We start from the raw sequence: 20,217 nt of genomic DNA, 5'->3' as shown, positions 1-20,217 counted from the left end.
AGCATGAGCATCATCAACAAGGCGGCCGCCATCGGCGGCGGTGTCATCGGCGCCGGCTGGGTGGCGCGGCTGCTGCTCAACGGCATCGACGTCTCGATCTTCGATCCCGATCCCGAGGCCTCCCGCAAGGTCGGCGAAGTGATGAAGGGCGCGCGCCGCGCCTATAAGCAGATGCTGCCCGGCGGCCTGCCCAAGGAAGGCAAGCTCACCTTCGCCAAGACCATCGCCGAGGCGGTAGCGGACGCCGATTTCATCCAGGAAAGCGTGCCGGAGCGGCTCGACCTCAAGCACAAGGTGCTGGCCGAGATCGACGCGCATGCGCCGGCCAACGCCATCGTCGGCTCGTCGACCTCCGGCATCAAGCCGACCGACATGCAGGTGGCGATGAAGAAGCACCCGGAGCGGCTGGTGGTCGGCCATCCGTTCAACCCGGTCTACCTCCTGCCGCTGGTCGAGATCGTCGGCGGCCAGCAGACTTTCCCCGAGGCTATCGAGGTGGCCAAGGAGCTCTACGCCTCGATCGGCATGAAGCCGGTGGTGGTGCGCAAGGAGATCGAGGCCTTCGTCGGCGACCGCCTGCTCGAAGCCGCGTGGCGCGAGGCGCTGTGGCTGGTCAAGGACGGCATCTGCACCGTCGAGGAACTCGACGACATCATGCGCTATTCCTTCGGCCTGCGCTGGGCGCAGATGGGCATGTTCCAGGTCTACCGCGTCGCTGGCGGCGAGGCCGGCATGCGTCACTTCATGGCGCAGTTCGGGCCGTGCCTGAAATGGCCATGGACCAAGCTGATGGACGTGCCGGAGTTCAACGACGAGCTGGTCGATCTCATCGCCACCCAGTCGGACGAGCAGGCGCACGGCCTGTCGATCCGCGAGCTGGAGAAGATCCGCGACGACAATCTGGTCGCGATCATGGAAGCGCTGTCGAAGCAGAACAAGGGCAAGGGCTGGGGCGCCGGCGCGCTGCACAAGGATTATACCAAGCAGCTCGCCAAGCTGGCGGCGAAGCCGGCCGCCAAGGCAGACGGCAAGGCCAAGGCCGCCAAGCCGGCGAAGAAGGCCGCAACGCCGGCAAAGGTTGAAAAGCCAGTAAAAGCTGGCAAGGCCGACAAGGCGAAAAAGAGCAAGAAGAAGGGCTGAGGCGATGGATTTCGGGCTTTCGGAAGAGCAGAAGCTGATCGTCGAGACGACGCGCGCCTTCGTCGAGAACGAGCTTTATCCGCATGAGCGCGAGGTGGAGCGCACCGGCGAGCTGCGCCGCGAACTGATCGACGAATTGAAGGCCAAGGCGATCGGGGCAGGCCTCTACGCGGCCAACATGCCGGCCGATGTCGGCGGCGCGGGTCTCGATACGGTGAGCTGGCTGCTCTACGAGAAGGAGCTTGGCCGCGCCAATTACGCGCTGCACTGGACCTGCGTGGCGCGCCCGTCCAACATCCTGCTCGCCGGCACGCCGGAGCAGCGCGAGAAATACCTGTTCCCCTGCATCCGCGGCGAGAAGTGGGACTGCCTGGCGATGACCGAGCCGGGCGCCGGTTCCGACCTGCGCGGCATGAAGGCGACCGCCGTGCAGGACGGCTCGGACTGGGTGCTCAACGGCACCAAGCATTTCATCTCCCATGCCGACATCGCCGACTTCGCCATCGTTTTCATGGCTTCAGGCGAAGAGGATTCGCCGCGCGGCAAGCGGAAGAAGATCACCGCCTTCTTCGTCGACAAGGGCACCAAGGGTTTTTCGGTGCGCGATGGCTACCGCAACGTCTCGCATCGCGGCTACACCAATTCGATCCTGGAATTTGACGACTGCCGGCTGCCGGCTTCCCAGGTGCTCGGCGAAGTGCACAAGGGTTTTGATGTCGCCAATTCCTGGCTCGGCGCCACGCGGCTGCAGGTCGGCGCAACCTGCCTCGGCCGTGCCGAGCGCGCGTTGTCGCACGCCATCGAATATGCCGCGCAGCGCCAGCAGTTCGGCCAGCAGATCGGCAAGTTCCAGGGCGTCTCCTTCAAGCTCGCCGACATGGCGACGGAGCTGAAGGCCGCCGACCTGATGGTGTTCGAAGCCGGCTGGAAGTACGATCAGGGCACCGTCACCGACCAGGACATGGCGATGGCCAAGCTGAAGGCCACCGAGATGCTGGCCTTCGTCGCCGACGAAGCCATCCAGATCCATGGCGGCATGGGGTTGATGGACGACCTGCCGCTGGAGCGCATCTGGCGCGATGCCCGCGTCGAGCGCATCTGGGAAGGCACGTCGGAGATTCAGCGACATATTATTTCGCGGGCGCTGCTGCGTCCGTTCGGAGCTTAGAGCATGATGCGCCAAAGCCAGGATCCGGCTTTGGACAGGATCGTGCTCAAACGAAAAGATGGCCATGCATAAACTCGAACGTCTCCTGCGCCCGAAATCGATCGCCGTGTTCGGCGGGGCGCAGGCCGCCGCCGTCGTCGCGCAATCGATCAAGATGGGCTTTGCCGGCGAAATCTGGCCGGTGCATCCGACCAAGGACGAGGTCGCCGGCCGCAAGGCCTACCGCTCCGTCGCCGACCTGCCCGGCGCGCCGGACGCGGCCTTTGTCGGCGTCAACCGGCATCTCACCATCGAGGTGATCAAGGCGCTGGCCGAGCGCGGCGCTGGCGGCGCCGTCTGCTTTGCCGCGGGCTTCCTGGAAACCGAGGCCTATGACGAGGACGGCGAGCGGCTGCAGGCGGAGCTCGTCACTGCTGCCGGCCAGATGCCGATCATCGGGCCGAACTGCTACGGCCTGATCAACTATGCCGACGGCGCTCTTTTGTGGCCCGACCAGCATGGCGGCATCCGGCTGGCCGAGGGCGGCAGGGGCGTCGCCATCATCACCCAGTCGTCCAACATCGCCATCAACATGACGATGCAGAAGCGCGGCCTGCCGATCGCCTTCCTGATGACGGCGGGCAACCAGGCGCAGACCGGCCTTTCGGAAATGGCGCTCGGCCTGATCGAGGACGAGCGCGTCACCTCGCTCGGCCTGCATATCGAGGCCTTCGATTCGGTAGCCGGCTTCGAGCGGCTCGCCGCGCGTGCGCGCGAATTGAAGAAGCCGATCATCGCCATGAAAGTCGGGCGGTCCGAGCAGGCGCGGCAGGCGACCGTGTCGCACACCGCCTCGCTCGCCGGCTCCGACGCCGCCTCCGGCGCGTTCCTGAAGCGGCTCGGCATTGCGCGCGTCGATTCCATTCCCGCCTTCATCGAGGCGCTGAAGCTCCTGCACATCACCGGACCCTTGCCCGGCTACAAGCTCTCGTCGATGAGCTGCTCGGGCGGCGAGGCTTCCGTGATGGCCGACAGCGCCGAGGGGCGCTGGGTGCATTTCCCGGCGCTTACCGATCAGCATCGCGCGCATGTCAAATCGACGCTCGGACCGCTGGTCGCGGTCGCCAATCCGCTCGACTACCACACCTTCATCTGGAACAACGAGCCGGCGATGACCGCCACCTTCACCGCCATGGTGTCGGGCGGCTTCGACCTCAACATGCTGGTGCTCGACTTCCCGCGTCCCGATCGTTGCTCCGACGTCGACTGGTGGGCGACGCTGCGCGCCTTCGAGGCGGCGCTGAAGACCAACAAGGCGCAAGGCGCGATCGTCTCCTCGCTGCCGGAGAACCTGCCGGAGGAATACACCGCCGGCCTGATGGCGCGCGGCATGGTGCCGTTGTTCGGCATCTCGGAGGCCATGGACGCCGCCCAGGCCGCCGCCTTCATCGGCTGGGCCTGGCGCGAGCCGCAGGCACAGCCGGTCGACACCACTGCGGCAGGCGCGTCCGAAGCCAAGCGCGTGACGCCGGACGAAGCCGAGGCCAAGGAAAGGCTGATCAAGGCCGGCCTGCCGGTGCCGAAGGGCGAGCGCGCCTCCAACGCGGTCGAGGCGGTGATCTCGTCGATGACGCTGGGCTTCCCGGTGGCGCTGAAGGCGCTCGGCGTGACGCACAAGTCGGAAGTCGGCGCGGTCAGGCTGAACCTCAAGGACGCCGAATCCGTCAGCGCCGCCGCGCATGATCTTCTGCCGCTCGGCACCGGGCTCTATGCCGAGCGCATGGTCCGCGACGGCGTCGCCGAGCTGATCGTCGGCTTCACCCGCGACCCGATGTTCGGCGTGGTGATGACGCTCGGCACCGGCGGCGTGCTGGTCGAGCTGTTGCGCGACAGCGTCACCCTGATGCTGCCGGCGACGCGCGACGACATCGAGGCGGCGCTGCGTGGATTGAAGCTCTATCCGCTGCTCGAAGGCTATCGCGGACGGCCCAGGGCCGACGTCGACGCCGCCATCGACGCCATCGCCGGCATTGCCGGTTTCGTGCAGAAGAACGAAGGCGAGATCGAGGAACTCGACATCAACCCGCTGATCGTCTGCGCCAAAGGCAAGGGCGCCTGGATCGCGGACGCCCTGCTCGTGCTTGGAGAAAAGAAGAATGGCTGACGTCATCACCACCCGCCGCGAAGGCGCTGTCCTCGAAGTCACGCTCGACCGGCCGAAGGCCAACGCCATCGACCTCAAGACGTCGCGGCTGATGGGCGAGACCTTCAAGGCGTTCCGCGACGATCCGGAGCTGCGCGTAGCCATCGTCAAGACGGCCGGCGACAAGTTCTTCAGCGCCGGCTGGGACCTGAAGGCGGCGGCGGCCGGCGACGCGGTCGACGGCGACTATGGCGTCGGCGGCTTTGCCGGGCTGCAGGAGCTGCGCGACCTCAACAAGCCGGTGATCGCCTGCGTCAACGGCATGGCGGTGGGCGGCGGCTTCGAGCTGGCGCTGTCCTGCGACCTCATCTACGCGTCGGACCATTCCTCCTTCGCGCTGCCCGAGATCCGCGCCGGCACGCTGGCCGATGCCGCGACGATCAAGCTGCCGAAGCGCATCCCTTACCACATCGCCATGGACCTCCTGTTCACCGGCCGCTGGATGGACGTCGCCGAGGCACATCGCTGGGGCCTGGTCAACGAAGTGCTGCCCAAGGACAAGCTCGAGGAGCGCGTCTGGGAGATCGCCAAGCTTCTGGCCAGCGGCCCGCCGCTGGTGTTTGCCTCGATCAAGGAAACGGCGCGGGTTGCCGAGGCGCTGACCTTCCAGGAGGCCATGAACAAGGTGACGCGTCGGCAGCTGCCGACAGTGGATGTTCTCTACGGGTCGGAGGACAATATGGAAGGGTTCCGGGCGTTTGCCGAAAAGCGCGATCCGGTTTGGAAGGGGAAGTGACTCTGCGGAGATGATGGCCACCCATCATGACCGACTACAAAACCCTCATCGACGCCGAAACCTGGGCCTTCATCGAGAAGACCAACTCCTATTATCCGCCCGATACGATCGACTATACGATCGAACAGCAGCGCGCGATCTACGACCGGATGTGCCGCGAGTTCTTTGCCGGCTATCCGGATGGCGTGACGGCAGAGACGACCGCCATTGCCACGCCAACCAACAGCATCCCGATCCGCATCTATCGCAACACCGTCCCGAACAAGGCAGCGATGGTGCTCTACATCCATGGCGGCGGCTTCATCCTGGGCGGGTTGGACAGTCATGACGATGTCTGCGCCGAGCTCTGCGCCCGCACCGGCTTCGAGGTGGTCTCGGTCGACTACCGGCTGGCGCCGGAGCATCTGCATCCGGCCGCCTTCGACGACGCCATGGGCGCCTTCGAGTGGGCCGCCAGGACCTACGACCGCCCAGTCGTTCTGTGCGGCGACAGCGCCGGCGGCAACCTTTGCGCGGCGACAGCGCATGCGACGCGCGGCCATGCCAAGAAGCCGGCCGGCCAGATGCTGATCTATCCCGGCCTCGGCGGCGACCGCTCGCACGGCTCTTACGTGACGCATGCCGAGGCACCGATGCTGACCGTGCGCGACCTCGATTTCTACAAGCATATCCGCACCGGCGGCGTCGACCGGACCGGCGACATCACGCTCTTTCCGCTCGCCGACGCCGATTTCGCCAATCTGCCGCCGACGGTGCTGCTCACCGCAGAGTGCGACCCGCTGTCGTCCGACGGCGAAGCCTATCGCGACCGTATCGTCGCGGCCGGCGGACACGCCACCTGGTTCGAGGAGCCGGGGCTGGTGCATGGTTATCTCAGAGCCCGGCACATGGTCGGGCGGGCACGGATCAGCTTCACCCGCATCGTCGAGGCAGTTTCGGCGCTGGGCCGCGGCGACTGGGTCTGGTAACGCCCCTGGCAGCCGAAACCGTTTTCCGCTCCGCGATCCTGACATGAACCTTTCCCTGCCTGACAGCGACTGATGGCCAGGCGCCGCAATGATGCGGCCCGGAAAGGGAAAGCCCCATGACCAGAAACCCAGGGACTCCGCGGTCTCCGGGAACAACGGGAGTCCAGCGCGATCGCCGCCTTCGGGAAGGGGTGGACGCGCTGGGCTTTCGGCTCGTTCCGTTGACCCTGCCCAGGAGCAGGCGTATCGTCAAAAAGAGGAAAGCAGACAATTCGATCGGGGAAGAACGTGCCGCAACGCCGCGCCTTGCCCTGGTTGGCGCGATAGAACCGGACGTTCCTTCCAGCGGCTTCGGGGGGAGTTCAATGTCTGGCGTTCGCGGCTCGTTCCTGCGTTCCCGTGGCGGCCGTTTGCGCCGCGCAATCGCGACAAATAGCGGAATTCTCGCCCTGGCGCTGTCCGCCGGCCTCTGGTTTGGCGGTGCGGCGCAAGCGCAGGAAACCCAGATCATCTATCCCGGATCGATGGCGGTCACCGGCTTTCCGGGCACCGTGATCCCTAATTTCGATCAGGGCTTGCCGCCCGGCGTCGATCCGGTCGACGAGACGTTCATCGACGCGTCCCGCGCATCCTTGCGCGTTTTCGACGTCTCGCATCTCGGCGGCCCGGCCTCGGGCCAGCTCGTCTTCACGCCTCCGCCCTTCGAGGTAACGGCCGGTCAGATCGGCGAGGTGTTCGGCCTCACCTATGACGACGGCATACGTGACGGCGTGCCGTCGGGCATCCCCAACCTTTACGCGGCCGCGACCTCGCTGCATGGCGTCGAGATCGTCACGCCGGACGCCGACAGCGACGGACGTCCGGAGCGGCAGCGCCGCGGCGCTGCTGGCGCCATTTTCATGGACGGCCAGTTCGGCACCGAGAATGGCGGCGGCCCGGGCACGATCTGGAAGATCGATGGCATCACGGGCGCCGTCTCGAAATTCGCCGACATCGACACCAACAGCGGACCCGGCATCGGCAATCTTGCCTTCGACCCGATCCATCGCGAGTTCTTCGCGTCCGACCTCGACACCGGGCTGATCCACCGGATCGACGCCAACGGCCATCTGATCGACACGTTCGACCATGGTGTCGCCGGGCGGCCGGCACATGGGCTTAGCCCCGTCGCCGACGACGGCGCAATCATGGACATCCAGGGTGCGGCCTTCGATACGGAAGACCCCGAGACCTGGGGCTATACGCAGGACGAGCGCCGGGTCTGGGCGGTTTCCTATCATGGCGGCCGGCTCTATTATTCGGTCGGCGAAAAATCCGAGATCTGGTCGGTCGGCATTGCGCGCGACGGCACATTCGCCGGCGATCCGCGCTGGGAGCTGACGGTCAAGGCGGACAACGACTATGCGGTCACCGACATCGCCTTCGACAACAAGGGCTTCATGTATCTCGCCCAGCGCGGCCCGGTCGAAAACCGGCACGATTACAGCCGCTTCGCCGATTCCGGCAAGGGCGAGCTGATCCGCTACTGGCGCGAGGACCCGGACGATCCGTCTACCGAATCCGTTTGGGTCGAGGTGCCGCAGGAATACGCAGTCGGCTTCCCGCAAGGAAATCGCCAGTCGGCCGGCGGCGTCGATTTGCAATATGGCTATGACGCCGATGGCAATCTCGACACTTCCGTCTGCACCGACACCGTCGTCAACACCGGCGACAAGTTGCGCGACAACCCCGAGCTTGCCGAGCGGCTCGCCGCCGGTGGACCGTTTGCCGTGCATGGCGTGCAGCTGACGCCGAGCGCGTTGGTCAAGCCGGCCAACGTGCCGCCTTTCGGCTCCTGGTTCGTCGATTTCGACGGCTATTTCGAAGACCCCGAGGTCGAAGACCATGTCGGCGACGTCAGGGTCTGGCGCCCCTGCGAGGGCCGCGCCGGCTACTATGAGGAAATCCCCGGCGGCGGCTATCTGCCTCCGTTCTATCCGCCCGACTTCCCGCCGCCCGGCAATCTGCCGCCCTGCGTCGACGTCGAGGACGTGCACTATTACTGCACGCCGCGCGGGCTTCGGGCCGAACTCACTCTCCATGACCATGCCGGCTTCGGCGGCGATTCGATCAAGGCGCAGTCCAGGACGCCCGGCGTCGGGGTGAACACTCCCATGTCGCATGTCCCGGGCAAGCCCTACACGGTCGACATCACCGGCCACAATCCTGGCGACACCGTCAATGTCGGGCTCTGCTTCTTCCGCAAGTCCGACCAGGACAAGGGTGGCTACTACCCTTGCTGCAAGATGACGCTGCCGCTCAGAACGCCAGCCGTCAGCTGCGAACGTTGAGGGAGGGACAGATGACAAATCTCGGCCTTTCCCGCCTCGCTTCGCGCGAAACGAAAACCGTCATGGAGACGATCATGAAACCCCTGTCATACGCCAGGCGCGGCGCGCGCTGGCTGATGGCGGCCGGTATCGCGGTCGCCATGCTGCCGGCCCTGCCGGCGCTCGCCGAAGACACCGCCCCGGCGAAGCTCACCGAAGTCGCCGGACCGGAACCCAGGCTCGACCTGGACAACCCGCGCGTCGTCAACCCCGAACCCGGCCGCATCGTGCCCTTCTTCACAAAGACGGGCGGCCAGCGCGGCTGCGACTATGTCTATTACACGCTGACCTTCGGCCTGCGCGGCAACGAACAAGCCTTCGGCAATCCGGCTTTGGCCAACGCACTCAAGAACGCCAAGATCGAGTTCAAGGACCAGCTTCCGCATGGCCTGAAGATCGTCAGCGTGAATGTGACCGGCGACGGCACGGACGCCGGCGGCGGCCCGCTGCCGGCGGCCACGATCAGCAGCTCGGCCAATCCCGACGATACGGCGACGGTTTCCGACTTCCGGATCTCGGCTTCCGATCTCGACGGTTCGGGCGCGCCGAACGAACGCGTCATCACCTTCCGGATCCTGGGCAAGATCGACCAAGCGGCGTTTCCAGCGCCGGCCAATGTCGACAACCAGGGCCTGATCAAGGTGACGGCCGGAACCGGCACCGGGACGATCGTCCCGTCGCAGGATCCGAGCAAGCCGGATGACGGCAACATCCTCACCGGCGAAAAGACGACGGTGCGCATCGACGTCACCAAATGCAACCCGCCGCCTCCGCCTCCCGGCAAGGAATGCTTCAAGGTCGAGCGCGGCACGGTCGACTGCGTGCCCGGCGGCGGCGCCTTCATCTACCACATGCCGGTCGGCCCGGAGATGGGCGGCAAATGGGTGCAGGTGTCGACGACGACGCCCGGTGTCAGCATCGTTCCCGACGCGCAGAAGGTGCCGGTCGGCGGCGGCGTGCTGAACTGGAAGATCATCGGCGCTTCGCCCGGCGAAGCCATCCACCTTATCGTCACCGGCATCGAGACCTATGCCGGGCCGAAGGAAGGCTGGGGGCTCTGCTGCACGCAGGTGATCGACATCATCATCCCGCGCGATTTGAGATGCCCGCCGAAGGACAAGGAGCCGGATCTCAAGGTCGAGAAGCATGCCGACGTGCCGCGTTGCACGATGGCCGGCGGCTGCGACTTCACCATCATCGTCACCAATGTCGGCGACGCGCCCTATAACGGCAAGATCGTGCTCGACGAGGTGACGCTGCCGGCAGGCTCGGTGCTGACCTCAGGGCCGAATGCGCCCTGGGTCTGCGCGCCCGGCACGACGCCGATGACCTGCACCTTTCCGCCGACCACGCTCAACCCCGGCGCTTCGGTCAACCTCAAGCTCGGCTTCAAGCCGGCGGGCGGCTGGCAGGGCAGCGTGCTGCGCAACTGCGCCGCCTATGACTACCAGGCCAGCGGCAAGCCGCTGTTCGGCAGCCAGCAGAACGACCGCGGCTGCGCCTCGATCCCGATCTGCCGGCGTGGCGATCGCGATCCGCAGTGCAATCCGCCGGTCGAGAAGAAGGTCGACCTGATCCTGAAGAAGCGTGCCCGCATACCGGTCTGCACGCCGGACGGCGTCTGCTACTTCGTGATCGACATCATCAACGACGGCACCGCCATCTATAACGGGCCGCTGACGGTGACCGACACCTATCCCGGCGGCGCGCCGACCTCCTCGACCTTCGGGCCGAGCCCGCCCTGGACCTGCGGACCGAACGGCCCCGGACAGTTCCGCTGCGACAATGCCGGCATCTCGCTGCCTCCGGGCGCCTCGACGCCGATCGTCGTCAAGGCGGTGATGCCGGCAAACTACCGGCCGGATAGTGTCGAGAACTGCGCCGAGGTGAAAGGCATTCCCGGCGAGGTCGACCTCGCCAACAACAAGGCCTGCGCTACCGAGCGCATCCGCCATCCGAACGGCGGCCAGCCCGGCCTGCGCATCACCAAGACCTGCGGCGGCGATCAGCTCGTTCGCGCCGGACGTGTCGCTTGCCGCATCACCGTCACCAATGCCGGCACCGCCGCCCCCACGGGACCGGTGCGGGTCAACGACGCCGCGACGCTGGTGTCGGGGGGCGCGCCGGTGCAGGTCCAGACCGTGGCCCCCGACGGCGCGGAGTGGAGCTGCGGGCCGGTGCCTGCCAACGCGCTGTCGTGCCAGATTCCCGGCGCCGTGATGACGCCCGGAACCTCCAGGCACTTCGACGTGACGGTGAGCGGCAATGGCGCGTTCGAGAACTGCGCGCGCGGCTCCTACGGGCCGGCGCCGGGCGACGACATCGTCTATCCGATCAACCAGGCCTGCGCGAAAGGCGGCGGCACTTCCACCATCCGTGTCGAGAAGACCGGCGACGCCGAGTGCCAGCCCGGCCAGCCCTGCTCGTTCGAGATCACCATCACGAACGATGGCCAGAGCCCCTTCTCCGGTCCGGTCCGCATCGGCGATGCGATCGGCGTGGAAGGTCTCGGCCGGCTGGAAGGCGTCGAGATCACCTCGATCGATCCGCCTTTCGGCTGCTCGCCGGAACCAACGACGCTGCCTCTATCCTGCGTCGCCAACCTGACGCTGGGCGCGGGCGAAAGCCACACCCACCACGTCACCGTGATCCTTCCCGAGGAAGGGCGTCTTGCCGATCTGCAGGGAACGGTCAACGGGCAGAACTGCGTCGGCGTGCTGCCCCCGGACACGCCGGTGCAGGGCGGCGGCGAGGTTCTCGACCGCGACCTGACCAATGTCCAGGGCGATCGCGGCAGGGCCTATGCGTGCCACCCCTTCAGCATCAGGCATGAGGTGAAGAACCAGTGCTCGTTTGGACTGGTGCTGAACTCGGCCGGCCGCTGCGTCTGCCCGGAGGGCACCACCTTCCGCAACGGCCAGTGCACTGGTGGCGGCACCAAGCTTGTACCGCTGCCGGTGCCGCCGCGCTGCGTTTTGCTGCAGGGCCAGATCCGGACGGAGGACGGACGCTGCGTCTGCCCGCGCGGCACGGAGCTGGACAACGGCAAATGCGTGCGGGGCGAAGAGCCGCAGGAGCCGCAATGCACGCTGCGTCCGGGCCAGTATCGCGACCAGGACGGCAACTGCGTGTGCCGCCGTGGCGAGCTGGTGAACGGCGTCTGCCAGGTCATCGGGCCGAAATGCACGATCCGTGGCGCGGTGCCGACTTCGGACGGCAATGGCTGCGCTTGCCCGGACGGTACGCATCTGGACCGCGTGGTCAAAGCCTGCGTGCCGGACAAGCAGCCGCCCGCTCAGTGCCGTATACGGGGCCAGTCCCGCAATGGCGACGGCGATTGCGTCTGCCCGAGCCGGACGGAAGTGCGCGACGGCGCCTGCCGGCCGATCGTGTCGAGGCAATGCCCGATCCGCGGTCAGGTGCGCGACACCAGCGGCAACTGCGCCTGCCCGGACGGCTTGGAAGTGCGGGGCAAGGCCTGCCAGCGGCCGAAGCCTACGCAGAAGCAGTGCACCATCCGCGGTCAGGTCCGCACCAAGCTGGGTGACTGCGTCTGCCCGCGCGGGACCGAAATCCGCGACGGCGCCTGCCGCAAGCCGCAGCAAGAATGCGCGCCGGGCTCGCGCTTCATCGAGGGCCAGTGCCAGCCGATACTGACCAAGCGGCGCTGCCCTGTCGGCACGACCGGACGGTTCCCGGACTGCACGCCGATCCGCAGGCGGCCGGGGGTCGAGATCAACCCGGGCATGCTGCTCAACCCGGACGTGCTGCAGCAACTGGTGCCGCAGCGCCAGCCGCGGCGCGTGCTGCAGGATCCGGCAGGCGCCAACATCCAGAACTACAAGCCGTAATGTTATACGGATAAAGACGACGACCCGCCGGAGCGATCCGGCGGGTTTTTCTTGTCCGCTTGGCTGCAAAATGCTCTAGGCAGTCCTGACATTCGCGTCTGAGATAAGGCCAGCCGACCCATGACCAAAAAAACCCTGATCGCGCCATCGGTGCTGGCGTCGGATTTTTCGAAGCTAGGCGATGAGGTCGAGGCTGTCGCGGCCGCTGGCGCCGACTGGATCCATCTCGACGTGATGGACGGCCATTTCGTGCCCAACATCACCTTCGGGCCGCCGGTGATCAGGGCGATCCGCAACCGCACCAAGGCCTTCTTCGACTGCCATCTGATGATTGCGCCGGCCGATCCTTACCTGGAGGCCTTCGCTGAGGCCGGCTGCGACGGCATGACGGTGCACGCCGAGGCCGGCCCGCATCTCGACCGCTCGCTGCAGACCATCAAGAGCCTCGGCAAGAAGGCCGGCGTCTCGCTCAATCCGGCGACGCCGGAAACGGCGATCGAATATGTGCTCGACCGGCTGGACCTCATCCTGATCATGACCGTCAATCCGGGCTTCGGCGGCCAGGCCTTCATCCCGGCGATCGTCGACAAGGTGAAGCGGGTCAAGGCGCTGATCGGCAGCCGGCCGATCCACATCGAGATCGATGGCGGCGTTTCGGCCGAAACGGCGCCGCTGGTGACCACGGCCGGCGCCAATGTGCTGGTGGCGGGCGCCGCCGTCTTCAAGGGCGGCAGCGTCGAAGCCTATAGGGCAAATATCGAAGCAATTCGCACCGCTGCCGACAGGGTCGCCAATTAAACGTATACCTGCCTCGTCTCTCGCAAGAGTTGCACAATCGCGGCGACAATTGAACGGCTGTTCAATATATGAAGCAGCGCGGGAATATCGGCTTTTCCCTAGATTCTACTTTGTTCGATAAATAGACGGTTCACCTTGTCTTAAAGTCGAATATCGTCATCTTCCGCTTGAGGCGCCGTTGCCCGGCTGTATGATACATGTACGGGAATTGCTTCGCCAAGGGGCCCTGGCAAACCAGGGGCAAAGCAACAGGAGTTCGATTGACAAACGGAAACACCGAGCCGGGCGAAAGCAAGGGCGGCAAAAGCACGCTTGCCAGTTCGGTCTACCAGCAGCTCCGTGACGACCTGCTGCGCGGCGCCCTGGAGTCCGAGACGAAACTGCGTGTCGAATGGGTCGTTTCCCGCTATGGCGCCGGCGCCTCGCCCGTGCGCGAGGCGCTCAACCGTCTGGCCGCCGAGGGCCTGCTCGGCCGTCACGACCAGCGCGGCTTCTTCCTGATGCCCGTCAGCGGCGCGGAACTGGAGGAATTGACGCGCACATGCTGCTGGCTGGAAGAGCGGGCGCTGCGCGAATCCATTGCGCACCGCACCGCCGAATGGGAAGAGCAGCTGGTGCTGGCCCTGCACCGTCTCGCGCGCGCCGAGCGCCGCCTGCCGGAGGATCCGGCAACCAACAATCCGGAGTGGGAGAAGCTGCACCGTGCCTTCCATCGCGCGCTGATCGCGGCATGCCGGTCGCACTGGCTGATCGGCTTTTGCGATCAGCTTTCCGATCAGGCCTCGCGCTACCGCCTGATCTCGCAAAACGCGCCGGGAATGGGACGCGACGATCTCGGCGAGCATCGCATGATTGCCGAGCGCACGCTGGATGGCGACGCCGACGGCGCGGTCGAGGCGCTTCTCAGTCATTACCGTCTCACCGCGGCGATGTGCATGGAACGCTTCGCCCAGGGCTATGACCCCAGGGCCGGCGCCGGCAAGGCGCGTCGCCGATAGCGACGGAAACCGCCACGCAGTTTTTGCTCCGGCCGCCAAATCTGGTATTCGCTCAGGCGGGCGCAACGCATGGGCCATTCGGCATGCGCCTAGAGCGTTTCACCGTTTCACGAAAACGGCGAACCGCTCTATCTCCTTGTTTTGACGCAATTCCGGACGGAAAACTGCATACACTTTTCCTCGAATTGCTCTAGAGGACATTCATGACCAACCATCTGTTCGATGCTTTCAGTTCCCGCATGCCGACGCCTGGCCGGCTGCTGATGGAGACGGATGACGGCCGCTCGATCAGCTATGGCGACATGATGGCGAAATCGGCGCAACTGGCGCATGCGCTGGCGCGGGCCGGCGTCGAGCCCGGCGACCGCGTCGCCGTCCAGGTCGAGAAGAGCCCGGAGGCGGCGCTGCTCTATCTCGCCTCGTTACGCGCGGGGGCGGTCTTCCTGCCGCTCAACACCGCCTATACGCTGCCCGAGCTCGACTATTTCTTCCGCGACGCCGAGCCGAGGCTGATCGTGTGCGATCCGGACCGTCTTTCGGGTGTCGAGCCGCTTGCCGCGTCGATCGGCGCCACGGTGCTGACGCTCGGCCGCGACGGGCAGGGAACGCTGGCCAGCCAGGCTTCGCGGCAGGCGACGGAGTTCAGCGATGTCGCGCGCGGGCCGGACGATCTTGCCGCCATCCTCTACACCTCCGGCACGACCGGCCGCTCCAAGGGCGCGATGCTCAGCCACGAGAACCTCGCCTCCAATGCCCGTGTACTGGTCGAGCAGTGGCGCTTCGGCGCCGACGACGTGCTGATCCACGCGCTGCCCATCTTCCACACGCATGGCCTATTCGTTGCCACCAACGTCATCCTGATGGCCGGCGCGACAATGTTCTTCGAGCAGAAATTCGATCCCGCGCGCATCCTGTCGCTGATGCCGCGCGCGACGGCCTTGATGGGCGTGCCGACCTTCTATGTCCGGCTGTTGCAGCAGGACGGCCTGACGCGCGAGGCGGCGAAGGCCGTCCGGGTCTTCATCTCCGGCTCGGCGCCGCTGCTCGCCGAGACGCACAAGGCCTGGCGCGAAAGGACCGGCCACGCCATCCTCGAGCGCTACGGCATGACCGAGACCAACATGAACACGTCCAATCCCTATGACGGCGAGCGGCGCGCCGGCACGGTCGGTTTCCCCTTGCCCGGCGTCTCGTTGCGCATCACCGATCCCGAGACGGCCAAGCCGCTGGCCCAGGGCGAGATCGGCATGATCGAGGTCAAGGGTCCGAACGTCTTTGGCGGCTATTGGCGCATGCCGGAGAAGACCAGGGCCGAGTTCCGCGACGACGGCTTCTTCATCACCGGCGATCTCGGACTGATCGATGCCGACGGCTATGTCCACATCGTCGGGCGCGGCAAGGACCTGATCATCTCGGGCGGCTTCAATGTCTATCCGAAGGAGATCGAGAGCGAGATCGACATGCTCGACGGCGTCAGCGAAAGCGCGGTGATCGGCGTCGCCCATCCCGATTTCGGCGAAGGCGTCACCGCGGTCGTGGTGCGCAAGCCGGGCTCGGCGGTAGATGCGGCCGGTATTAGCGCCGCCATCGCCGGCCGGCTGGCGAAGTATAAGCATCCCAAGCAGGTGATCTTCGTCGACCAGCTGCCGCGCAACACGATGGGCAAAGTGCAGAAGAACGTGCTGCGCGAGGCGTATAAGGATATCTACGACAAAGCCGGCTAAGGAATGATCGGTTGGCCGAACCTCGATTGGCGTTCGTGCAGATCGCGAACCTTGGCATTAGCCAAATTCTATCGTGCGTTCGTCATCCTAGGGCGGAGCAAGGAGCGAAGCGACGCGCGCAGACCCTAGGATCCATTCCGTGACGCCAAAGCGTTGCAACGGTTACAGAATTCTGCACCGTTGCACTTTGCATCATAGGTCGCGGAATGGATCCTCGGGTCAAGCCCGAGGATGACGACGCGCGAGAGTATCCGGCCAACTGCGAAAGTTTGCGTTGGTTTCCGAATTGGATGGTGGGATCGAGCGGCCTACGCCCCAAACACCTTCTCACCGCCGATCCAGACGCTCCTGACATCCAGCCCCTCCGACAGGCCGACGATGTCGGCGGCAGTGCCGTTGGCGAAGCGACCGAGGCGATGGGCCTGGCCGATAGCCTCGGCCGGATAGAGCGAGGCCATGCGCAGAGCCTCGTCGAGGTCGAGCCCGACGACGCGGTGGACGTAGCGAACGGCCGAAATCATGTCGAGATCGGCGCCGGCCAGCGTGCCGTCGGCAAGCCGGAGACTGCCGCCCTTGCGGTAGATGGTGCGGCCGTTCAGCGTGAACGACGTCATGTTAGTGCCGATCGTGGCCATGGCGTCGGTGACGAGCACGATCTTGCCCGGCCCCTGCTTGCCGCGCAGCGCAAGGATCATCGTTGCCGGATGGACATGGATGCCGTCGGCGATGATGCCGGCGTAGAGGCCGCCGGTGTCGATCGCCGCGCCCGCCAAGCCCGGCTCACGGTTGCCGATCTGGCTCATGGCGTTGAACAGATGCGTGACCACCGTGGCGCCGGCGGCGGCAAAGGCGCTGGCCGTCGCATAATCGGTATCGCTATGGCCGAGGCTGACGACGACGCCGGCCTTGGCCAGCGCCGTGACGCGATCCGGCTGGACCGATTCCGGCGCGATCGTGGTAAGCAGGACGGGAAGCTCCCTGCGCGCCGCGATCAGGGCCGCCTGGTCGGCATCGGTCATCGGCCGGATCAGCGCCGGATCATGCGCGCCCTTGCGGGCAATGGAGAGATGCGGCCCCTCCAGATGCAGGCCGAGGAAGCCCGGCACCTTTTCCCTGGTGGCCTCCGCGCCGGCGGCGACGGCGGCGGCGGTGATCGCCGGCGTGTCGGTGATCAGCGTCACCAGCAGCGCCGTGGTGCCGAAGGGCGCATGCGCCCGGCAGATGGTCTCGAGCGAGGCGACATCGGGATGGTCGTTGAGCATCACGCCGCCGCCGCCATTGACCTGGATGTCGACGAAGCCAGGCACCAGCAGGCCATCGGTCTCGACCGCCGGAACGCCGGACGGAATGGCGCCTGCCGGCAGGATGGCCTCGACAACGTCGCCATTGACGACGAGGGCGGCATCATTATGCCAATCGGCGCCGTCGAAGATGCGGGCGCCGGTGAGTGCGAAACGGTCGCTCATACGGTTTCCGTCACCTTGCGCAAATTGCGCGGCGTGTCGGGGTCGAGGCCGCGATGGCGGGCGAAGGCCTCGACGAAGCCGTAGAAGGACACGATCAGCGGCAACGGATCGGTCAGCGGATGGCCGGTGGCGACATACGGCAGAAGCCTTGCGGCCTTCGCCTTGTCGGAGGTGATGAAGGCGGCGGCGCCCTTGGCCGTCAACCCGTCGGCCGCCTCGGCAACCGAGGGTTCGGACGCATCGCGCGCAGCGAGCGCCAGCACCGGAAAACCCGGCCCGACCAGCGCCAGCGGCCCATGCATGACCTCGGCGGCGCTATAGGCCTCGGCGTGCATGGCGCAGGTTTCCTTGAACTTCAGCGCCGCCTCGCTGGCGATGGCGAAGGACGGGCCGCGACCGAGGATGAACAGCGACTGCGGGTTCTCCAGCGCGCCGGCGAGCGCCATCCAGTCGCAGGCGATCGCTTTCTCGAAATGGCCGGGCAGGCCGGCGAGCGCCTTAAGCAAGGGCTGGTCATCGGTGGCGTGCGCCATCAACGCCAAGCCGGCGACGGCCGAATTGACGAAGGTCTTGGTGGCGGCGACGGAGCGTTCCGGCCCCGCCAGGATGTCGATGGCATAGTCGGAGGCGCGCGCCAGCGGCGAGTCGGCCGTGTTGGTGATTGCGACGGTCAGCGCGCCGCCGGCCCTTGCCGTTTCGGCCATGGCGACGATGTCGGGGCTCTTGCCCGACTGCGACACCGCCAGGCAGGCGGAGCCGCGCAGCCTGAGCTTGGCGCCGTAGATGGACGCGATCGACGGCCCGACCGAGGCGACGGCAAGGCCCGCCGTCAGCTCGACGGCGTATTTCATGAAGGTCGCGGCATGGTCGGACGAGCCGCGCGCCACGGTGACGACGAAATGCGGGTCGCGCTCGCGCAGGCCTCGACCGGCCTCGGCCAAAGCCGAGGCCGAGCCGTCGAGAAGGCGGGCGGCGGCTTCCGGGATCTCGTCGATCTCGCGTCGCATATGGGTGGTGTTTGCCATCATGGCCGGATCTCCTCTCCCGGCCCGGTCAGCCGGAGTTCCGCGACGAAATCATAGGCGTCGCCCCTGTAGACCGAGCGGGTGAACTCGATCACCTTGCCGCTCGCCAGATAGGAAATGCGCTCGATCTGCAGTCCGGCAACCCCCGGCGGCACCTCCAGGAGGCGCGCGTCGGCATCGCCGAGATTGGTGGCCGAGATGCGCTGCACGGCGCGCACCGGGCGATTGCCGGTCGTGCCAAGCGCCGCATAGAGCGAGGAGCCGATCGCTTCGGGATCGGGCAGGACGCTGGCCGAGAGCGCCGCGCGCTCGATCGCCAGCGGCGTGTCGTTGGCGATGCGCAGGCGCGCGACACGCGCCACCAGCTCGGTCGAGGACAGGCCAAGCACCATCATCTCGTCCGGCGACGGCGCATAGAGGCCTCGGTCGAGCCAGACCGAGCGCACGTTCATGCCGCGGCGCGCCATGTCCTCGGTGAAGGAGGTGAGCCGCGACAGCGATTGCTCGACGCGCTCCATGCGCGGCGCGACGAAGGTTCCCGAACCATGGCGCTGGACGAGAATGCCGCCCTTGACCAGGTCCTGCACCGCCTTGCGCACGGTGACGCGCGAGATATCGGCCTTGCTGGCGATGTCGCGCTCGGACGGCAAGGCATCGCCGGGGCCGATCAGGCCGCGATTGACCGCTTCCTCGATGCTTTTCCGCAGCTGCAGATAGAGCGGCGCGCCGCTCTGCGAGGATTCTCTCAGCATAGCGAAGATCTGGTCGGCGGCGCTCATCGGCCGGCCTCCGGGCCCCTGGCGAAGATGCGCAGGGCCATCTGCACGGCGCCGCCGAGCGCGTCGTCGAGCGGAGCTTTCAGCAGCCTCTGGTAGCGCGCCGACAGGCGTGGCGCGTAAAGTGGCGCCAGGCCGCCGAGCAGGCAGAGCGGTGCATCGTCGGCGAGGTCCAGCGCGCCGAGCGAAGCCTCGACGTCGGCAACCGCCTTGCCGAGGATCCAGTTGGCGACGAGGTCGCCCTTTTCGGCATGTTCGAAGACCTTTGGCGCGAAGCCGCCGAAATCGCCCGGCTTGGCGTTGGTGGTGAATTCGACCACGTCTTCGGGATTGTTGCGGAAGACGGCGAGCATGGCGTCCGTCAAGGGCGAGCCCGAACGGATGCCGTCATAGGCAAGCAACGTCTGCTCGAGCAGGTCGCGGCCGATGCGGGCGCCGCTGCCCTGGTCGCCGACCTGGAAGCCCCAGCCGCCGATGGCGCGCGACTTGCCATTTTTACGCGCCATATAGGCGGTGCCGGTGCCGAGAATAGCCATGGCGCCGTCACCGGAACCGACCGCGCCTTCGAGCGCGATCTCGGCGTCGGTTTCGACGCGGCTTTGGCTGAACGGCAGGATAGCCTCGAGCTGCTGGCGATAGGTGCCGACATTGGCGCCGGCCAGGCCGAGAATGGCCGGCGTGTGCGGGATCAGCTCCGGATCCTTGCCGGCGGCGAGGAACGCCTGCCTGGCCGCTTCGACGATGTTGGCGCGGGCGCCGGTGAGGTCGGTGCGGATGTTGGCGGCGCCGCTTTTGGCGCGGCCGACGACGGCGCCGTCGACGGTCGCAAGGGCCGCCCTGCAGCTGGTGCCGCCGCCATCGATGCCAAGCACGAATTTCACGCGATTTTCTCCTCGGCCGGATAATACCAATAAAATACCAATAGCCAAGAGTTAATTTCGGTTCAAAAAAGATTAAGGCGTATTTTATTGAAAACCCACGTTAATTTGCCGGCAAGCGAGTTCCATGGCCTGAAA

Annotated in this window: 14 protein-coding genes; 10 read left to right on the top strand and 4 right to left on the bottom strand. The window is 66.2% G+C overall.

Translation table 11 applies throughout. From position 1 onward, the window contains the following. Positions 1-3: 3 nt before the first annotated feature. The 10 genes from LB572_RS24895 to LB572_RS24850 all read left to right on the top strand — a co-directional run bounded on the left by LB572_RS24895 (position 4) and on the right by LB572_RS24850 (position 15,934). Positions 4-1,140: a carnitine 3-dehydrogenase gene (locus LB572_RS24895; protein ID WP_140804712.1), complete on the top strand. Its 1,137-nt coding sequence runs from the start codon at positions 4-6 to the stop codon at positions 1,138-1,140. A gap of 4 nt (positions 1,141-1,144) precedes the next feature. Beyond that, a complete protein-coding gene (locus LB572_RS24890; protein ID WP_224669594.1) occupies positions 1,145-2,308 on the top strand; it encodes an acyl-CoA dehydrogenase family protein in 1,164 nt (387 codons plus the stop codon). 64 nt (positions 2,309-2,372) lie between these two features. Continuing rightward, on the top strand, positions 2,373-4,451 hold the full coding sequence (locus LB572_RS24885; RefSeq protein ID WP_224669593.1) for an acetate--CoA ligase family protein: 2,079 nt from the start codon (positions 2,373-2,375) through the stop codon (positions 4,449-4,451). Continuing rightward, the gene (locus LB572_RS24880) at positions 4,444-5,226 is read left to right on the top strand and encodes a carnitinyl-CoA dehydratase (RefSeq protein ID WP_224669592.1); all 783 of its coding nucleotides are present in this window, start codon (positions 4,444-4,446) and stop codon (positions 5,224-5,226) included. Before LB572_RS24885 ends, LB572_RS24880 begins: the two co-directional genes overlap by 8 nt. Positions 5,227-5,252: 26 nt before the next feature. Continuing rightward, on the top strand, positions 5,253-6,194 hold the full coding sequence (locus LB572_RS24875) for an alpha/beta hydrolase (protein ID WP_224669591.1): 942 nt from the start codon (positions 5,253-5,255) through the stop codon (positions 6,192-6,194). A gap of 365 nt (positions 6,195-6,559) precedes the next feature. Then, on the top strand, positions 6,560-8,524 hold the full coding sequence (locus LB572_RS24870; RefSeq protein WP_224669590.1) for a hypothetical protein: 1,965 nt from the start codon (positions 6,560-6,562) through the stop codon (positions 8,522-8,524). An 11-nt stretch (positions 8,525-8,535) separates the two neighbouring features. Continuing rightward, positions 8,536-12,414 (top strand): DUF11 domain-containing protein, encoded by a 3,879-nt coding sequence (locus LB572_RS24865; RefSeq protein WP_224669589.1) that lies wholly within the window; start codon positions 8,536-8,538, stop codon positions 12,412-12,414. Between the two features lie 120 nt (positions 12,415-12,534). After that, complete coding sequence (rpe, locus tag LB572_RS24860; protein ID WP_224669588.1) at positions 12,535-13,212, top strand: ribulose-phosphate 3-epimerase; 678 nt, start codon at positions 12,535-12,537, stop codon at positions 13,210-13,212. A 260-nt stretch (positions 13,213-13,472) separates the two neighbouring features. Then, positions 13,473-14,210 carry a GntR family transcriptional regulator gene (locus tag LB572_RS24855; protein WP_224669587.1) on the top strand — a complete coding sequence of 246 codons (738 nt, stop codon included), beginning with the start codon at positions 13,473-13,475 and terminating at the stop codon, positions 14,208-14,210. 203 nt (positions 14,211-14,413) lie between these two features. Then, complete coding sequence (locus tag LB572_RS24850) at positions 14,414-15,934, top strand: malonate--CoA ligase (RefSeq protein ID WP_224669586.1); 1,521 nt, start codon at positions 14,414-14,416, stop codon at positions 15,932-15,934. A 308-nt stretch (positions 15,935-16,242) separates the two neighbouring features. Here LB572_RS24850 and nagA read toward each other — a convergent pair whose 3' ends face one another. Genes nagA through LB572_RS24830 form a run of 4 tightly spaced genes read right to left on the bottom strand, consistent with a single transcriptional unit; the run spans position 16,243 to position 20,082 of the window. Next, positions 16,243-17,400, bottom strand: a complete 1,158-nt coding sequence (gene nagA, locus LB572_RS24845; protein ID WP_224669585.1) for an N-acetylglucosamine-6-phosphate deacetylase — start codon at positions 17,398-17,400, stop codon at positions 16,243-16,245. After that, the gene (locus LB572_RS24840) at positions 17,397-18,428 is read right to left on the bottom strand and encodes an SIS domain-containing protein (protein ID WP_224669584.1); all 1,032 of its coding nucleotides are present in this window, start codon (positions 18,426-18,428) and stop codon (positions 17,397-17,399) included. The genes nagA and LB572_RS24840 overlap by 4 nt, the downstream gene beginning before the upstream one ends. Further along, positions 18,425-19,204 (bottom strand): GntR family transcriptional regulator, encoded by a 780-nt coding sequence (locus tag LB572_RS24835; protein ID WP_224669583.1) that lies wholly within the window; start codon positions 19,202-19,204, stop codon positions 18,425-18,427. Before LB572_RS24835 ends, LB572_RS24840 begins: the two co-directional genes overlap by 4 nt. Next, positions 19,201-20,082 carry a BadF/BadG/BcrA/BcrD ATPase family protein gene (locus LB572_RS24830; RefSeq protein ID WP_224669582.1) on the bottom strand — a complete coding sequence of 294 codons (882 nt, stop codon included), beginning with the start codon at positions 20,080-20,082 and terminating at the stop codon, positions 19,201-19,203. The genes LB572_RS24835 and LB572_RS24830 overlap by 4 nt, the downstream gene beginning before the upstream one ends. Between the last annotated feature and the right edge of the window lie 135 nt (positions 20,083-20,217).

This window comes from Mesorhizobium sp. BH1-1-5, assembly GCF_020165615.1.
Lineage (GTDB): Bacteria > Pseudomonadota > Alphaproteobacteria > Rhizobiales > Rhizobiaceae > Mesorhizobium.
Note: the sequence above shows the minus strand (reverse complement) of the source record. Positions and strands in the feature narration are given on the sequence as shown.